Genomic DNA, 16,979 nt, shown 5'->3' on the forward strand with positions numbered 1-16,979 from the left:
GGGGAAACGCGCGCTGGTCGCAGTCGGGGCGCAGGCAGATGCGGCAGGAGGCGCCGATCGGGGTGGCGATGCCGCCGGTGCCGAGCGCGTCGGCGTAGATGAATTCGGACGCGTTCGCTTCCTCGCAGCCCAGCGCCACCGCATAGCGGCGCGCGGGCCGGGTATAGGTCTCGGACGGTTTCACCAGCCCCTTGGCCATCGAGACGTAGCGGATGCCGTCGCTGGTCTCGAGCAATTGCGTGAGGATGCGGTCGGGAATCGCGACCGCCTCGTGGACGATCCACAAGGGACAGGCGCCACCGAAGCGCGCGAACTGGAGGCGGGTGGCGGAGTGGCGCTTGGTGATGTTGCCCGCCATGTCGACGCGGCAGAAGAAGAACGGGATGCCGAGCGCGCCGGGGCGCTGGAGCGTCGAGAGCCGGTGGCAGGTCTGTTCGAAGCTGGTGCCGAAGATCCGCCGCAGCCGGTCGATATCGTGGCGGACGCTGCGTGCCTCGGCACGGAAGCGGGTATAGGGCATGACGATCGCGCCCGCGGCGTAATTGGTGAGCCCCGCGGTCAGCAGCGCGCGCGCGGTTTCCGATGCCATGTCGGAGGCGGCGACGATGTCGGCGATCAGATCGGCGAACTCGCCGCGCGCGACCTGATGCGCGAGCGAGAAGAGCGTGGTCTCGCCGGGCTGCGATCCGTCGAGCCGCAGCGTCGCGCCGTCATAGTCGCGTAACGGCGCGGCGAGTGCGCCCGAGATTGTCACCGAGACGCCGCGCGCCGCGAGCCGCGCCTCGAGCGCGGTGATCCGGTCGCTGCCGAGCGTCTCGCCGATTTCCTCCGCGCGGCGATCGAGCGTGTCGACATAATTGCCCGCGGCGTGAAACCAGTCGCGGACATCCTCCCAGGGGAGCAGCCCGGGCGCGCCCGATCCGGCGACGAGACGGTCGTCGAGCGCGCGCAACTGCTCCTGCGCGCGGCGATAGGCGTCGTGCATCGCGACGAGGCGCTGGGCGAGCAAGGGCTGGTGCTTCACCGCGCGGCGGATCGCGCTTTCGTCCAGAGTCGGCGCCGCGACGCTGGTGTCGGTGACGGCCTCGAGTGTCGCGACGAGCAGCGCGGTGTCGTCGGCGGCGTCGATGCTGCCCCAGTCGGCGGGGAATTCGCGTGCGAGCGTGACGAGCACGGCTTCGCTGACCGGGCGGTCGCCATTCTCGATCTGCGAGAGATAGCTGACCGAGATGCCGATCCGGACCGCCATCGCCGCCTGGCTGATCCCGAGCGTGCCGCGAAGGTCGCGCAGCCGGTGTCCGACGAAGAGGCGGCGTGGGGGTGTGGTCATGCTGCTGGCATAGTTTGCAAACATGGGGGGCACAAGTTTGCAACATTGCATTTGCGCATTGCGTCCCGCTCTGTGAAAGCCCCCAGCAGGACGGAGAGACGATGTCATCGACGATCGAAGAGCTTGAACGACGCCGCGAAGCCGCAAGAGTGGGCGGGGGTATCAAGCGGATCGGAGCGCAGCACGCCAAGGGAAAGCTCACCGCAAGGGAGCGCCTTGACGTGCTGCTGGACGAGGGATCGTTCGAGGAGCTCGACATGTATGTCGAGCATAACTGCGTCGATTTCGGCATGCAGGACCAGGTGATCCCCGGCGACGGCGTGGTCACGGGATCGGGCACGATCAACGGCCGCCTCGTCTTCGTGTTCAGCCAGGATTTCACGGTATTCGGCGGGTCGCTCAGCGAACGCCACGCGCAGAAGATCTGCAAGGTGATGGACAGCGCGATGAAGGTCGGCGCGCCGATCATCGGGCTGAACGACAGCGGCGGCGCGCGCATCCAGGAGGGCGTGGCCAGCCTTGGCGGCTATGCCGAGGTGTTCCAGCGCAACGTGCTGGCGAGCGGCGTCGTGCCGCAGCTCTCGCTGATCATGGGCCCGTGCGCGGGCGGTGCGGTGTACAGCCCGGCGATGACCGACTTCATCTTCATGGTGAAGGATTCGAGCTACATGTTCGTGACCGGCCCCGACGTGGTCAAGACGGTGACGAACGAGGTGGTGACGCAGGAGGCGCTGGGCGGTGCGGTGACGCACACGACCAAGACGTCGGTCGCGGACAATGCGTTCGAGAACGACATCGAGGCACTGCTCGCGGCGCGCGACTTCTTCGACTTCCTGCCCGAATCGAACCGCACCGGCGTGCCCGAGCGGCCGACCGCGGATGAGTGGGACCGGATCGAGGAGAGCCTCGACACGCTGATCCCGGCGTCGGCGAACCAGCCCTATGACATGCACGAGCTGATCCGGAAGGTCGTCGACGAGGGCGATTTCTTCGAGACGCAGCCGGCGCATGCGGCCAACATCATCACCGGCTTCGGGCGGATCGAAGGGCGGACCGTCGGCTTCGTCGCGAACCAGCCGATGGTGCTCGCGGGCGTGCTCGACATCAACAGCTCGAAAAAGGCGGCGCGGTTCGTGCGCTTCTGCGACGCGTTCGAGATCCCGATCGTGACGTTCGTCGACGTCCCCGGCTTCCTGCCCGGCACCGCGCAGGAGCATAACGGGATCATCAAGCACGGCGCGAAACTGCTGTTCGCGTACGGCGAGGCGACCGTGCCGAAGATCACCGTGATCACGCGCAAGGCCTATGGCGGCGCGTATGACGTGATGGCGTCGAAGCATCTGCGCGGCGACCTGAACTATGCGTGGCCGACCGCGGAGATCGCGGTGATGGGCGCGAAGGGCGCGGTCGAGATCATCTTCCGCGGCAAGACGCCCGAGGAGATCGCGGAGCGGACCGCGGAGTATGAGGCGCGCTTCGCCAACCCGTTCGTCGCGGCGAGCAAGGGCTTCATCGACGAGGTGATCCAGCCGCATTCGACACGGCGGCGGATCGCGCTGGGGCTGCGAAAGCTGCGCGGCAAGAGCATCGAGAATCCGTGGAAGAAGCATGACAACATCCCGCTCTGAGGGGGCGGCTTGTTGGGTCATGCCAAGCACATTATCATGTCATGCGAAGGAGTCGTGACATGCAGACCGAACGCGTGACGTTTCTGACCACCCCCGATCACAAGGCGGCGCTCGACGCGTTTGCGGCGAGCAACGGCATGTCCGTGGGGCATGTCGTTCGCGAGGCGACCTCGCGCTATGTCGTCGAGGGCGACATGACCGAGGACGACCGCTTCAAGCTGTTGATCCATGAACTCGACGAGGCGCTCCCGGCGATGCACGCCGCGCTCGATGCGGCGATCGAGGGGCAGCAGCGTCTGCGCGCCGATATCGACGCCAGGCTGCGCGACGCCGGCCTGCTCGACGCGGAGCGTGTCGCATGAGCATGATCGGCGACGCGATGCGGACGATCGAATCCGTCATCCTGCTCCGCAGCAAGGTCGAGCGGTTGAACGAGGAACTTGCCGCGACCAACGGGCAGGTGCGACGCGTGGTCGACTCGGTCATCCAGATCAATGGACGACTGATCCGCCTGGAAACGTTCGAGGAAATGCGGTCCGGGATACGACCGACCCCGAGGATCGAGCAATGATCGCGCTTCTGCTTCTCCAAGCCGCGGCTGCGACAAGCGCAGCAACGCCCGCATGGAAGCTCGCCGACCGGACCAATGCGGCGGGGGTGCGGAGCATCTCCACCTCGGTCACGGGCAATGACGGGCTGTCGCGGTTCGTCGTGAAGTGCGACGTCGGCACCGAGTCGATCGTGTCGATCCAGTTCATCCAGCCGCAGTCGCTGGGGCAGGGCGCGGACAAGCCGGTCGCGGTGCGCTTCGATGGCGGGCCGGCCTTTACCTATAACTGGCAGTTTCCGGGGACGGGGACGTACATCACCGATCCCGTGGCGATCACGCGGCTGACGACGTTCCTGGTGAAATCGAAGACGCTGCGGGTCGAGGCGACCAACGGCGCAGGCTTTGCGGTGCAGGCCAATTTCGTCGCGCCGCCGAGCGATGCGATGGTCCGGCAGGTGCTGGGGGTGTGCGGCTATACGCTGGGCGTCGTGCCGCCGCCGCCGCCTGCGCCGCCCGCGGCGGAGGATGCGCAATGACTCTCGGCCGCCTCAACCATGTCGGGGTCGCGACGCCGTCGATCGCGAAGTCGGTCGAGACGTACCGGGTGCTGCTCGGCGCGACTGTGATCGGGGAGCCGATCGATCTGCCTGCGCAGGGTGTGAAAGTGTGCTTCATCGATGCGCCCAATACGCAGATCGAGCTGATCGAGCCGTATGACGACAGCTCGCCGATCGCGGGGTTCCTGCGCAAGAACCCGGCGGGGGGGCAGCATCATGTGTGTTTCGAGGTGCCCGATATCGCGGCCGCGGTCGTGGAGCTGAAGGCGAAGGGGGCGACGGTGCTCGGCGAACCGCGGATCGGCGCGCATGGCACGCCGATCGTGTTCGTCCACCCGAAGGACTTTGGCGGCATGCTCGTGGAGCTGATGGAGACGCCGGGGGAGGATCATTGACCCTGCATCCTTCGTCCGTTGGTGCTGGGCGTGGTCGAAGCGCGTGGGACCCAGGCCCTTCGACTTCGCTCAGGGCGAACGGCGGGGGTGGGGCGTGCCCTTCGACTTCGCTCAGGGCGAACGGACGGGGTGGGGCTTGCCGACTGGGGCGTAATCGATGGGGGAGACTGGCATGACCGCCTATGAGCATATCCTGAGCGAGCGGCGTGGCGACGTGCTGATGCTGACGCTCAACCGGCCCGACCGGCTGAATGCGGCGCCGCCGGCGATGTTCGAGGAGATCGCCGCCGCGGTCGCCTCGCTCGATGGTGCGCGGGCGGTGCTGATCGCGGGTGCGGGGCGCGCGTTCTGTTCGGGGGCGGATGTCGGTGGCGGGGCGCTGGGGTCGGATGATCCGGGTGCGGCGACCTATCAGGCGCTGACGGGCAGCTATAATCCGGCGATGGCGGCGATCGCCGATCTGGGCGTGCCGGTGGTGAGCGCGGTGCGCGGGCCGGCGGCGGGGATCGGGTGCAGCCTCGCTCTTGCCGCGGATTTCTGCGTCGCCAGCGAGAGCGCGTATTTCCTCCAGGCGTTCGTCAATATCGGGCTGGTGCCCGATGGCGGCGCGTCGTGGATGCTGCCGCGGCTGATCGGGCGCGCACGGGCGACCGAGATGATGATGCTGGGCGAGCGGGTGCCCGCGGCCAAGGCGCTCGACTGGGGGATGGTGCACAAGGTCGTCGCGGACGACGCGCTCGACGCGGAGGCGTTCGCGCTGGCGGAGCGGCTGGCGGCGATGCCGACGGTGGCATTGGGGCTGATGCGGCGCGCGATCACGGCTGCCTATGCGAGCGATTATGCGGGCGCGATGGAGGCCGAGGCGGTCAACCAGCGTGCGGCGCGCGGGTCTGCGGATTCGATGGAGGGCGGGATCGCGTTCCTGACGAAGCGCAAGCCGGTGTTCACGGGGACGTGACGACGCGCGCTTCTCGTTCCCCGGCGGAGGCCGGGGCCCAGTTGGGTAGCGGTGGATTGGCCGGTGCTGCGCTCAATTATTTCGACCTTTCCACCTGGGCCCCGGCCTTCGCCGGGGTGGTGTTTTGGGCATGACTGGCGCGACGAGTTCCATCCGTTCAGACGGGCAGGCCGGTGTTCATGGGGCCATGGCACCCGTTTGTCGCACCACCCCGGCGGAGGCCGGGGCCCAGTTGGGCAGCGGCGGATTGGCTGGAGCTGCGCTCAATTATTTCGACCTTTCCAACTGGGCCCCGGCCTTCGCCGGGGTGGTGTTTTAAGTATGAATGATACGCACAAACCAAATCCGACGCTTGTCGAGTGGGAGGCCGCTGCCGCGAAAGAGGTGAAGGGCGCCGACCTGACCTGGGCGACCCCGGAGGGGATCGACGTCAAGCCGCTCTATACCGCGGCGGACGTGACCGCCGACCCCGGCCTCCCCGGGTTCGCGCCGTTCACGCGCGGGGTGCGGGCGTCGATGTATGCGGGGCGGCCGTGGACGATCCGGCAATATGCGGGGTTCTCGACCGCGGAGGCGTCGAACGCGTTCTACAGGCGGAATCTTGCCGCGGGGCAGAAGGGGCTCTCCGTCGCGTTCGATCTGGCGACGCATCGCGGCTATGACAGCGACCATCCGCGCGTGACGGGCGATGTCGGCAAGGCCGGTGTCGCGATCGACAGCGTCGAGGATATGAAGATCCTGTTCGACGGGATTCCGCTCGACAAGATGTCGGTCAGCATGACGATGAACGGCGCGGTGATCCCGATCCTCGCCTTCTTCATCGTCGCGGGCGAGGAGCAGGGCGTGCCCCGGCACCTGCTCGACGGGACCATCCAGAACGACATCCTCAAGGAGTTCATGGTCCGCAACACCTATATCTACCCGCCCGAGCCGAGCATGCGGATCATTTCGGACATCTTCGGCTACACCAGCCGCGAGATGCCCAAGTTCAACAGCATCTCGATCAGCGGCTATCACATGCAGGAGGCGGGGGCGACGCAGCTCCACGAGCTCGCCTTCACGATCGCCGACGGCATGGAATATGTGAAATACGGCGTCGCGTCCGGGCTCGACATCGATAAGTTCGCCGGCCGGCTGTCGTTCTTCTTCGCGATCGGCATGAACTTTTTCATGGAGATCGCCAAGCTGCGTGCGGCGCGCGTGCTGTGGCACCGCGCGATGACGGAGCTGGGCGCGCAGGACGAGCGCTCGAAGATGCTGCGCACGCATTGCCAGACGAGCGGCGTGTCGCTGACCGAGCAGGACCCGTACAACAACGTCATGCGCACGACGATCGAGGCGATGGCGGCGATGCTGGGGGGCACGCAGTCGCTCCACACCAACGCGCTCGACGAGGCGATCGCGCTGCCGACCGACTTTTCCGCGCGGATCGCGCGCAACACGCAGATCGTGCTGCAGGAAGAGACGGGGATGACCAAGGTCGTCGATCCGCTCGGCGGCAGTTACTATATCGAGAGCCTGACGCAGAGCCTCGTCGATGGCGCATGGACGCTGATCGAGCGGATCCAGGCCGAGGGCGGGATGGCGAAGGCGGTCGCGGCGGGCTGGCCCAAGGCGATGATCGAGGAGGCCGCGGCGGGACGCCAGGCGCGGGTCGATCGCGGCGAGGACGTGATCGTCGGGGTGAACAAGTACAAGCTGGCCGAGCAGGACGCGATCGAGATCCTCGACGTGGACAATGTCGCGGTGCGCGCCGGTCAGGTCGAGCGGATCGCGCGCGTCAAGGCGACGCGGGACGAGGATGCGTGCCGGGCGGCGCTGGATGCACTGCGCGAGGGGGCGAAGGGGTCCGAGAACCTGCTCGCGCTCGCGGTCGAGTGCGCGCGGGCGCGGGCGACCTTGGGCGAGATTTCGTCGGCGATGGAGGACGTGTTCGGGCGCTATGGCACGCAGCCGACGCCGGTGTCGGGCGTCTATGGCGGCGCGTATGAGGATGATGCGCGCTGGACGCGGCTGACCGACGGGGTCGCGGCGACCGAGCGGCGGCTGGGGCGCAAGCCGCGCATGCTGGTCGCCAAGATGGGGCAGGACGGGCATGACCGCGGCGCGAACCTCGTCTCGTCGATGTTCGGCGACCTGGGCTTCGAGATCGTGCCGGGGGCGCTGTTCCAGACCCCGGCGGAGGTCGCCGCGCTGGCGCTGGCCAAGGACGTCGACGTGGTCGGCGCGTCGAGCCTCGCGGCGGGGCACAAGACGCTGATCCCCGAGCTGATCGGCCACCTGCGCGAGGCGGGACGCGCGGATATCAAGGTGATCGCGGGTGGCGTTATTCCTGCACAGGACTATCAGGCGCTGCGTGATGCCGGGGTCCAGGCGATCTTCGGACCCGGCACCAACCTGATCCAGGCCGCCGAGGACGTGTTGAAGCTCCTCGGCCATAATATGGGCCCGCAAGAGGAAGCCGCAGAATAATGCTGAACAGTCTCGAAGTTACTTCCCCGGCGAAGGCCGGGGCCCAGTTGGGCGCCGGTCGTGACGACGTACAGTCCTCCGTTACGTCGACCTCTCCAACTGGACCCCGGCCTTCGCCGGGGAACGGCACAAGGACCGACTGGACGCGGGCGGAGATCGCGGCGTTGTTCGACCTGCCGTTCGACGCACTCATGTACCGCGCGCAGACCGTGCACCGGGCGCATCATGCGGTGAGCGAGGTGCAGCTGTGCACTTTGCTGTCGATCAAGACCGGCGGGTGCCCCGAGGATTGCGGCTATTGTTCGCAGTCGGCGAGCGCGGATACGCAGCTGAAGGCGGAAAAGCTGATGGACGTCGATGCCGTCCTCGCCGACGCGGCGCACGCCAAGGCGGCGGGATCGCAGCGTTTCTGCATGGGCGCGGCGTGGCGCAACCCGAAGCCGCGCGACATGCCGAAGGTCGTCGCGATGGTCGAGGGCGTGCGCGCGATGGGGCTGGAGACTTGCATGACGCTCGGCATGCTCGACGCGGAGCAGGCCAAGCAGCTCGCCGATGCGGGGCTCGATTACTACAACCACAATATCGACACCTCGCCGGAGAATTACGGCAACGTCATCACCACGCGGACCTTCGAGGACCGGCTGGAGACGCTGGCCAACGTGCGCGATGCGGGGATTTCGGTGTGCTGCGGCGGGATCGTCGGGATGGGCGAGACGCGCAGCGATCGCGTCGGCTTCGTCCACGCGCTCGCCACGCTGCCGCGGCATCCCGAGAGCGTGCCGGTGAATGCGCTGGTGCCGGTCAAGGGGACGGTGCTCGGCAACATGCTCGCCGACACGCCGCTCGCGAAGATCGACGATATCGAATTCGTGCGGACCGTCGCGGTGGCGCGGATCACGATGCCGCTGAGCATGGTGCGGCTGTCGGCGGGGCGCGAGAGCATGTCCGAGGCGACCCAGGCGCTGTGCTTCATGGCGGGGGCGAATTCGATCTTCACCGGCGACACGCTGCTGACGACGGGCAATGCGGGCGACAGCGCGGATGCGGCGTTGCTGGCGAAGCTCGGCATGACGCCGATGGTCGGGCCGGAGCCGATGCGCGAGGCCAAGACATGCTGCTGATCGCAATTTTGATCGCCGCCGCGCCGATGCAGGCGCAGGCGCAGATGACCCGGTCCGCGGGCACCGGCTATGCGCAGGCGGATGCGGCGATGACCGCGCAGTGGAAGCGGACCTATGCCTATATGAAGCGGCGCGATGCGCAGGACACGTCGCGTGGCGGTGGCTTCGGGTTTGCGGGATCGCTGCTCGAAAGCCAGCGCGCGTGGCTGAAGTTCCGCGATACGCAATGCGTGATCGAGGGCGGGCAATATGCCGGCGGATCGGCGCAGGCGATGACGGTCGCCGGCTGCCGCACCGGCCTGACCAAGGCACGGACCGCGCAGCTCAAATCGATGATCTGGTACCAGTAAATACACGTCCGCACCCGGCGCCAAGCCGGGGAGACGGCACAGTTTAGGGCGAGAGATGTTCAAGAAAATCCTGGTCGCCAATCGCGGCGAGATCGCATGCCGCGTGATGCGCACCGCCAAGGCGATGGGGATCAAGACCGTCGCGGTCTATTCCGACGCCGACGTGCGCAGCCCGCACGTGCTGATGGCGGACGAGAGCGTGCGGCTGGGGCCAGCGCCCGCGGCGGAGAGCTATCTCAAGGCCGAACTGATCCTGCTGGCGGCCAAGGAGACGGGCGCGGACTGTATCCATCCGGGCTATGGCTTCCTGTCCGAGCGCGAGAGCTTCGCGCGGGCGTGCGCCGAGGCGGGGATCGCGTTCGTCGGGCCGCCGCCGGCTGCGATCGCGGCGATGGGCGACAAGATCGAATCGAAGAAGCTCGCCAAGGCGGCGGGCGTCAATGTCGTGCCGGGCTATCTGGGCGAGATCGCGGACACCGACGAGGCGGTGCGGATCGCGGGTGACATCGGCTATCCGGTGATGATGAAGGCGTCGGCGGGCGGCGGCGGCAAGGGCATGCGGCTGGCCTATAGCGAGCAGGACGTCCGCGAAGGCTTCGAGGCGACCAAGCGCGAGGGGCTGGCATCGTTCGGCGACGACCGCGTGTTCATCGAGAAGTTCATCGAAAGCCCGCGGCATATCGAGATCCAGCTGATCGGCGACCAGCATGGCAACATCGTCTATCTCAACGAGCGCGAATGCTCGATCCAGCGGCGGCACCAGAAGGTTGTCGAGGAGGCGCCGTCGCCGTTCGTGACGCCCAAGATGCGCAAGGCGATGGGCGAGCAGGCGGTCGCGCTGGCGCGCGCGGTCGGCTATTATTCGGCGGGGACGGTCGAGCTGATCGTGTCGGGCGCGGATACGAGCGGCGAGGGGTTCTACTTCCTCGAGATGAACACGCGACTCCAGGTCGAGCATCCGGTGACCGAGGAGATTACCGGGCTCGATCTGGTCGAGCTGATGATCCGGGTCGCGGCGGGCGAGCCGCTCGGGTTCGCACAGGACGACGTGAAGCTGAACGGCTGGTCGATCGAGAACCGGGTCTATGCGGAGGATCCGTATCGCGGGTTCCTGCCGAGCATCGGGCGGCTGGTTCGGTATAATCCGCCCCTTCCGTTCGCCCTGAGCGAGGGTGCTTCGACTTCGTTCAGCACGAACGGTGTCGACTCCGCCGAACCCCGCGTCCGTGTCGATGACGGCGTGCGCGAGGGGGGCGAGGTCAGCATGTTCTATGACCCGATGATCGCCAAGCTGATCACCTGGGCGCCGACGCGCGAGGGGGCGGTCGCGGCGCAGATCGCGGCGCTCGACGCGTTCGAGCTGGAGGGGCCGGGGAACAACATCGATTTCCTGTCGGCGATCATGCAGCATCCGCGCTTCCAGTCGGGCGCGCTGACGACCGGGTTCATCGCCGAGGAATATCCCGACGGCTTCCACGGCGCGCCTGCGGATGCGGCGTTGCTGACGACGCTTGCCGCCGTCGCCGCCTTTGCCGCGACCGCGGAGGCCGACCGCGCGCGGCGGATCGACGGGCAGCTCGGGCGGCGGTTGCGTCCGCCTGCGGACTGGGTTGTCGCGATCGGCGGGACCGACCACGACGTGTGCGTGTCGACCGACGGGATTTTGGTCGATGGCGTCGAGCTCGATTTGTCGCTCGAATATACGCCGGGGGACCGAATGGTGATGGTCGAGGGCGACGAGCATCTCACGATCCGCATCGCCAGGGCGCGCGCGGGGTTCAGGCTGACGACGCGCGGCGCGAGCCATGTCGCGCGCGTGCTGCCCGCGCGGGTCGCGCCCTATGCCGCGCACCTGATCGAGAAGGTCGCGCCCGATCTGTCGAAATTCCTGATCTGCCCGATGCCGGGGCTGCTGGTGCGGCTCGACGTGGCGGCGGGCGACCGGGTCGAGGCGGGGCAGGCGCTCGCGGTGGTCGAGGCGATGAAGATGGAGAATATCCTGCGCGCGGAGAAGACGGGCGTGGTGAAGGCGGTGTCGGCCGCGGCGGGCGACAGCCTGGCGGTGGATCAGGTGATTTTGGAGCTGGAATAGGCGTTTGGGTTTTCGTGAGGGTGGGCCTTGTGTCCCCGCGAAGGCGGGGACCCAGACTGGGCTCCCGCCTTCGCGGGAGAACATGGGGGGCCACCTCCCCGGCGGAGGCCGGGGTCCAGTTGGGGGACGTGGCTGGCTAGCGCTGCGCGTCGTTACTCAAGCCTTCCCACCTGGGCCCCGGCCTTCGCCGGGGTGGTTTGGTTTGTGGCGGGGTGGGGCTACCGCCGCACGCATTGTGCGCCACCCCGGCGGAGGCCGGGGTCCAGTTGGGGGACGGGGCTGGGCTAGCGCGGCGCGTCGTTACTTCAGCCTTCCCAACTGGGCCCCGGCCTTCGCCGGGGAACTAGGGCGGCGGGCTCTCCCGTTTTTGGCTGTGACGCTGTAGAGCCGGGCGGATGATCGTTCCCCGCTATTTCGCCGCGTTGCTGCTGCTCGTGTCCGCTCTGCCTGCCGTCGCGCAGGACGAGGCGAAGGTGGCGTCGGTGGCGGCGGGGCTGACGCGGGCGTCGGCAGAGTTGCAGGCGGTCGACGATGCGGCGGTCGAGGCGCGTGACGATGCGGCGCGGCAGGCGTTGCGGACGCGGGCGGAGGCGGTGCAGGCGACCGCGGCGGAGGCGGTGCGGGTGCTGACGCCCGAAATGGCGCTGGTCCAGGCGCGGGTGACCGAGCTGGGCGCGGCGACGCCGGGTGTCGTCGAGGCGCCCGAGATCCGCCAGCAGCGCCGATTGCTCGCGCAGAGCCAGTCGGCGATCGATTCGGCGATCAAGCGCGCGCGGCTGATCGGGGTCGAGGCCAAGCAGCAGATCGACGATATCGGTGCGGCCGAGGCGGAGGAGCTGGGCCAGCAATTGTCCGAGCGCAGCGCGTCGCCACTGTCGCCGACGCTGTGGACCGCGATCGTCGATCACCTGCCGCGTGACACCGCGCGGCTGAACCGGTTCGCGGCGACCGGCGCGCGCCAGTTCGTGCAGCGGTTCGACATGCAGGCGGCGATGATCGCGCTGACCGGGCTGCTCGCCGCACTGGTGCTGCTCGTGCCGGTGCGCGGTGCGCTCCACCGGCTGGGGCGCGGCTATGCGACCGATCATGCGCCGGGGGGGCGGATCCGGCGGTCCGCCTATGCGCTGTGGCTGGTGGTGATCGGCACGATGTTGCCCGGATTCGCCGCGCTGGCGTTCGTTCAGTCGCTGCGCTGGTCCGCCTTGCTGTCGCCCGCGTTCGACCAGATCGCGACGCGTTTTGTCGGATTGTCGTTCTTTGCGGCCTTCCTGTCGGCGTTGGGCGGCGCGTTGCTGTTGCGCGCGCAGCCGAGCTGGCGGCTGTTGCCGATCGGCGACAGCGCGGCGCAGACGCTGCGCCCCTTCACCTGGGCAGCGGCGGGGTTGGTGTTCTTCGGCCAGCTGCTGATCACCGCCAACGCGCTGGTCGGCGCGAGTGCGGCGGCGTCGACCGCGGCGAACGCGCTGATCGCGCTGCTCCACCTGGCGCTGATCGCCGGCGTGCTGGTCGCGCTCGGGCGACTGAGGGCGGCGGCACAGCCCGATCCCGAGAAACCCGCCCGCAACAGCCTGCTCGCGATCGTCGCGCTGGTCGTGTGGCTGGCGGTGCTGGTCGCGTTCGTCGCGACGCTGACCGGATACGTCAATTTCGCGCTGAAGACCGCGCAGTGGATGGTGTGGGGGGCGATCGTCGGCGCGACTTTGTACCTGATGATGACCTTCACCGACGACGCCTGCCGCGCCGCGCTGTCGAGCAGCAACCGGATCGGCCGCAGCGCGAACAGCGGGTTCGGGGTCGGCAACCGGACGGTCGACCAGATCGGCGTCCTGCTGTCGGCGGTGCTGCGGCTGATGCTGATCATGCTGGCGTTCGGCGCGGTGATGGCGCCGTTCGGGGCGGGCGTGACGTCGGTGTTCGAGCTGTTCGGGACGCTTGCGGGCGGGATTACGGTCGGCGAGATCACGATATCGCCGGGCGCGGTGCTGCGGTCGATCGCGGTGCTGTTCGTTGCGCTGGCGATCATGCGGGGGCTGCAGCACTGGCTGGTCAACAGTTACCTGCCGACGACCGCGATGGATGCGGGCGCACAGAATTCGGTGACGATGGTCGCGCGCTATGCGGGGATCATCGCCGCGGTGCTGTGGGCGCTCGCCGCGCTCGGGATCGGGATGGAGAAGCTGGCGGTGGTGCTCGGCGCGCTGTCGGTGGGCATCGGCTTCGGCCTGCAGGCGATCACGCAGAATTTCGTGTCGGGGCTAATCCTGCTCGCCGAGCGGCCGGTGAAGATCGGCGACTGGGTGCGGATCGGCAACCAGGAGGGCGATGTGAAGCGGATCAACGTGCGGTCGACCGAGATCCAGGTCGCGGACCGATCGACGCTGATCGTCCCCAATTCGGAGCTGATCACCAAGACGATCCAGAACATGACGCTGGCCGCGCCGATCGGGCGGATCCAGCTGCAATTCTCGGTGCCGATCGAAAGCGATCTCGACGCGGTGCGGACGATGCTGTTCACCGCCTTTGCCGACCAGAGCGAGGTGCTCGACGATCCCGAGGTGAAGGTGTTCATCGATTCGGTCGATGGCGGCCGCGCGAAGCTCAACTGCTTTGCCTATGTCGCGAGCCCGCGCGATGCCTATCCGGTGCGCAGCGCGCTGCTGTTCACGCTGTTGCGCCAGTTCCGCGAGGCGGGGATCGATCTGGGCGCGACGACGACGCGGATGGAGCTGATCGGGACGCCGCCTGCCGTCGGGGCCGCCGGAGTCATGGCCGGACCGACCGACGCGGCGCGGTGAAGCGGCATAATCCTGCGACAATTGGCCCCTAGGTGCCGGGGTCAGGTCGATGGGATGTCAGGGTTATGCGTACACTGGGTTTGATGCTGGCGGTGAGCCTGCCGGCGATGGCGGCGGCGCAACAGGCGCCTGCGCCGGCGCCGGCGACAGAGGGCGCGCAGACGGACGGCGCCGCCGCCGAGCCGGAGGATAGCGTCGAGGGCGAGGAGATCGTCGTTACCGGATCGCGCAAGCTGCCCGGATCGGTGGTCGGCGACATTCCGCCCGATCAGACTTTGGGCCAGGCGGACATCCGCTCCTACGGCGTCAGCTCGGTGTCCGACCTGCTCGCCGAACTCAGCCCGCAGACGACGAGCGGGCGCGGCAGCGGGGGCGCGCCGGTGGTGCTGCTCAACGGGCGGCGCATCTCGAGCTTTTCCGAAATCCGCGACATCCCGACCGAGGCGATCCAGCGCGTCGAGATCCTGCCCGAGGAGGTCGCGCTGAAATATGGCTATCGCGCGGACCAGAAGGTCGTGAACTTCGTGCTGCGCCGCCGTTTTCGCGCGGTGACCGCCGAGGCGATCGATCGGATGCCGACCGAGGGGGGGACGAACACGCCGCAGGCCAAGCTCGACCTGTTGACGATCGCACGCGACCGGCGGGTCAACCTCCACGCCGAATATACGTCGAGTTCGGCGCTGACCGAGGCGGAGCGCGACATCGTGCCGATCGCGGGGGGCAACGGCAGCGGGGCGGTGGGAGCGGGCGGCACGGTCGTCGATCCGACGCCGTTCCGCACGCTGCAGGGCCAGACGAGCACCTTCACCGCGAACAGCGTCTATGCGCGCAACATCTTCGGCAATGTCGGCGCGACGATCAACGGGCGGCTCGAATCGACCGACAGCCGCAGCCTGAACGGTCTGCCCGTGGCGGCGCTGACGCTGGCGGACGGGAGCGGGATCAACCGCGCGCTCGATGATCCGGGCTTCCTGCCGCTGGCGCAGCGCGCGTCGTCGATCGCGGCGCATCTGGGGACGACGCTGAACGGCGATGCCGGCACGTGGCGCTGGACGGTGACGGGCAATTACGATCGCAGCGACACGCAGACCTTCACCGATACCGGCGTCGATGCGGGTGCGTTCAATGCGCGGCTGGCGGCGGGCGATCCGACCGCGGTGCCGCTGGGCGCGCTGACCGCGGCGGATATCGGCGCGGCGGCGGGCAATCGCGCCTATGCGACGCAGAGCATCGGCGGGATCGACGCGGTCGCCAATGGCCGGCTGTTCGCGCTGCCCGCGGGCGACGTGTCGACGACGCTCAAGCTGGGCGCGGAGACCGCCGATTTCGACAGCCGGTCGGATCGCGGCGGGTTCGCGCAGCGCGGACAGGTGGCGCGCGACACGGTCAACGGCCAGGTCAATGTCGACCTGCCGATCGCGAGCCGGTCGAAGGACGTGCTGCCGTTCCTCGGCACGCTGTCGGCGAACTTCAACCTGGCGCAGGATCATTTGTCGGATTTCGGCACGCTGACCACGCTCGGCTATGGCGCGAACTGGGCGCCGATCCCGGCGGTGCGGCTGATCGCGTCGGTGACCGACACCGACCAGGCGCCGACCGCGCAGCAGCTGGGCAATCCGTCGATCACGACGCCCAATGTCCGCGTGTTCGATTATGTCCAGGGCACGACCGCGACGGTGACGACGATCAGCGGCGGCAATCCCGGGCTGAGCGCGGACAATAACCGCGTGACCAAGCTTGGGCTGACGGTGAAGCCCTGGGCGGGGCGCGAGGTGACGCTGACCGCCAATTATGTCGACAGCCGGACCGACAATCCGATCGCCGCCTTTCCGGCCGCGACCGCGGCGATCGAGGCGGCGTTCCCCGACCGGTTCGTCCGCGATGCGACGGGGGCGCTGTTGCAGGTCGACCGGCGGCCGATCAATTTCGCGCGCAGCGAACGCTCCGAACTGCGCTGGGGGATCAATTTCTCCGCGCCGCTGAAGTCGAAGATCCAGCGCGAGCTCGAGGCGTTTCGCGCGGGGACGGGGCCCAATCCGTTTGCCGGGATGCAGCCGCCGGGCGGCGGGCGGCCGCGGGGTGAAGGCGCGCGGGGTGAAGGACCGCGGGGCGAAGGCGCCGGGCCGGGTGAAGGACGTGGCGGTCCGGGCGGCAGTGGTCCGGGCGGCGGGGGCGGCGGCTTCGGGCGTGGCGGGCGCGGGCAGGGCGGCGGGCGTGTCCAGTTCGCGCTGTATCACACCTGGCGCTTTACCGACCGCGTGCTGGTCGCGGAGGGCGGGCCGAGCCTGAACCTGCTCGACGGCGATGCGATCGGCAATAATGGCGGGTCGGCGCGGCACAGCCTGGAGGCGCAGGCGGGCTATAGCAACAATGGTCTGGGCGCGCGGCTGTCGGCGAATTACGCGGCAGGCACCCGGGTCGATGGCGGGACCGCGGCGGCGCCCGAGACGCTCAATTTCGGCGGGCTGGCGACCGCAAACGTGCGGCTGTTCGCGGATCTGGGGCAGCGGCTCGAATGGGTGAAGGCGCGGCCGTGGCTGCGCGGGATGCGCGTCACGCTGTCGGTCGACAATGTGTTCAACACGCGTCAGCGGGTGACCGATGCGAGCGGGGCGGTGCCGAATACCTATCAGCCGGATTATCTGGATCCGCCGGGGCGGACGGTGCGGCTGAGTTTGCGGAAGTTGTTTTTCTGAGGCCGTCATCCGCCCCGTCATCCTGACGAACGTCA

General features: G+C 68.3%; 13 protein-coding genes. 12 read left to right on the top strand and 1 reads right to left on the bottom strand.

What is annotated here, in order from left to right; genetic code table 11:
- A partial coding sequence (locus ASE89_RS02500) for a helix-turn-helix domain-containing protein (RefSeq protein ID WP_156363307.1) occupies positions 1 to 1,330 on the bottom strand: 1,330 nt, incomplete at its 3' end.
- Between the two features lie 101 nt (positions 1,331 to 1,431).
- Here ASE89_RS02500 and ASE89_RS02505 point away from each other — a divergent pair.
- From ASE89_RS02505 to ASE89_RS02560, 12 genes are all read left to right on the top strand, one after another.
- The gene (locus tag ASE89_RS02505) at positions 1,432 to 2,958 is read left to right on the top strand and encodes an acyl-CoA carboxylase subunit beta (RefSeq protein WP_056673710.1); all 1,527 of its coding nucleotides are present in this window, start codon (positions 1,432 to 1,434) and stop codon (positions 2,956 to 2,958) included.
- 59 nt (positions 2,959 to 3,017) lie between these two features.
- On the top strand, positions 3,018 to 3,320 hold the full coding sequence (locus ASE89_RS02510; protein WP_056673713.1) for a hypothetical protein: 303 nt from the start codon (positions 3,018 to 3,020) through the stop codon (positions 3,318 to 3,320).
- Positions 3,317 to 3,529: a hypothetical protein gene (locus ASE89_RS02515; RefSeq protein ID WP_037530777.1), complete on the top strand. Its 213-nt coding sequence runs from the start codon at positions 3,317 to 3,319 to the stop codon at positions 3,527 to 3,529. The genes ASE89_RS02510 and ASE89_RS02515 overlap by 4 nt, the downstream gene beginning before the upstream one ends.
- A complete protein-coding gene (locus ASE89_RS02520; protein ID WP_056673716.1) occupies positions 3,526 to 4,044 on the top strand; it encodes a hypothetical protein in 519 nt (172 codons plus the stop codon). Before ASE89_RS02515 ends, ASE89_RS02520 begins: the two co-directional genes overlap by 4 nt.
- Complete coding sequence (gene mce, locus ASE89_RS02525) at positions 4,041 to 4,460, top strand: methylmalonyl-CoA epimerase (RefSeq protein ID WP_056673718.1); 420 nt, start codon at positions 4,041 to 4,043, stop codon at positions 4,458 to 4,460. The genes ASE89_RS02520 and mce overlap by 4 nt, the downstream gene beginning before the upstream one ends.
- Before the next feature lie 172 nt (positions 4,461 to 4,632).
- Entirely contained in the window at positions 4,633 to 5,418 is a 786-nt protein-coding gene (locus tag ASE89_RS02530; RefSeq protein ID WP_031396133.1) for an enoyl-CoA hydratase-related protein, read from the top strand.
- 321 nt (positions 5,419 to 5,739) lie between these two features.
- A complete protein-coding gene (scpA, locus tag ASE89_RS02535; protein WP_056673720.1) occupies positions 5,740 to 7,890 on the top strand; it encodes a methylmalonyl-CoA mutase in 2,151 nt (716 codons plus the stop codon).
- Positions 7,890 to 9,011 (top strand): biotin synthase BioB, encoded by a 1,122-nt coding sequence (bioB, locus tag ASE89_RS02540; RefSeq protein ID WP_082451194.1) that lies wholly within the window; start codon positions 7,890 to 7,892, stop codon positions 9,009 to 9,011. The genes scpA and bioB overlap by 1 nt, the downstream gene beginning before the upstream one ends.
- Complete coding sequence (locus ASE89_RS02545) at positions 9,002 to 9,361, top strand: lysozyme inhibitor LprI family protein (RefSeq protein WP_056673723.1); 360 nt, start codon at positions 9,002 to 9,004, stop codon at positions 9,359 to 9,361. Before bioB ends, ASE89_RS02545 begins: the two co-directional genes overlap by 10 nt.
- A 55-nt stretch (positions 9,362 to 9,416) precedes the next feature.
- Positions 9,417 to 11,453 (top strand): acetyl-CoA carboxylase biotin carboxylase subunit, encoded by a 2,037-nt coding sequence (locus ASE89_RS02550; protein ID WP_056673726.1) that lies wholly within the window; start codon positions 9,417 to 9,419, stop codon positions 11,451 to 11,453.
- A 395-nt stretch (positions 11,454 to 11,848) separates the two neighbouring features.
- Positions 11,849 to 14,248, top strand: a complete 2,400-nt coding sequence (locus ASE89_RS02555) for a DUF3772 domain-containing protein (RefSeq protein ID WP_056673729.1) — start codon at positions 11,849 to 11,851, stop codon at positions 14,246 to 14,248.
- Positions 14,249 to 14,313: 65 nt separating this feature from the next.
- Positions 14,314 to 16,944, top strand: coding sequence for a TonB-dependent receptor plug domain-containing protein (locus ASE89_RS02560; RefSeq protein WP_056673733.1), 2,631 nt, complete (start codon positions 14,314 to 14,316; stop codon positions 16,942 to 16,944).
- Positions 16,945 to 16,979 lie beyond the last annotated feature (35 nt).

It is taken from the genome of Sphingomonas sp. Leaf30 (assembly GCF_001422525.1).
Classification (GTDB): Bacteria; Pseudomonadota; Alphaproteobacteria; order Sphingomonadales; family Sphingomonadaceae; genus Sphingomonas; species Sphingomonas aerolata.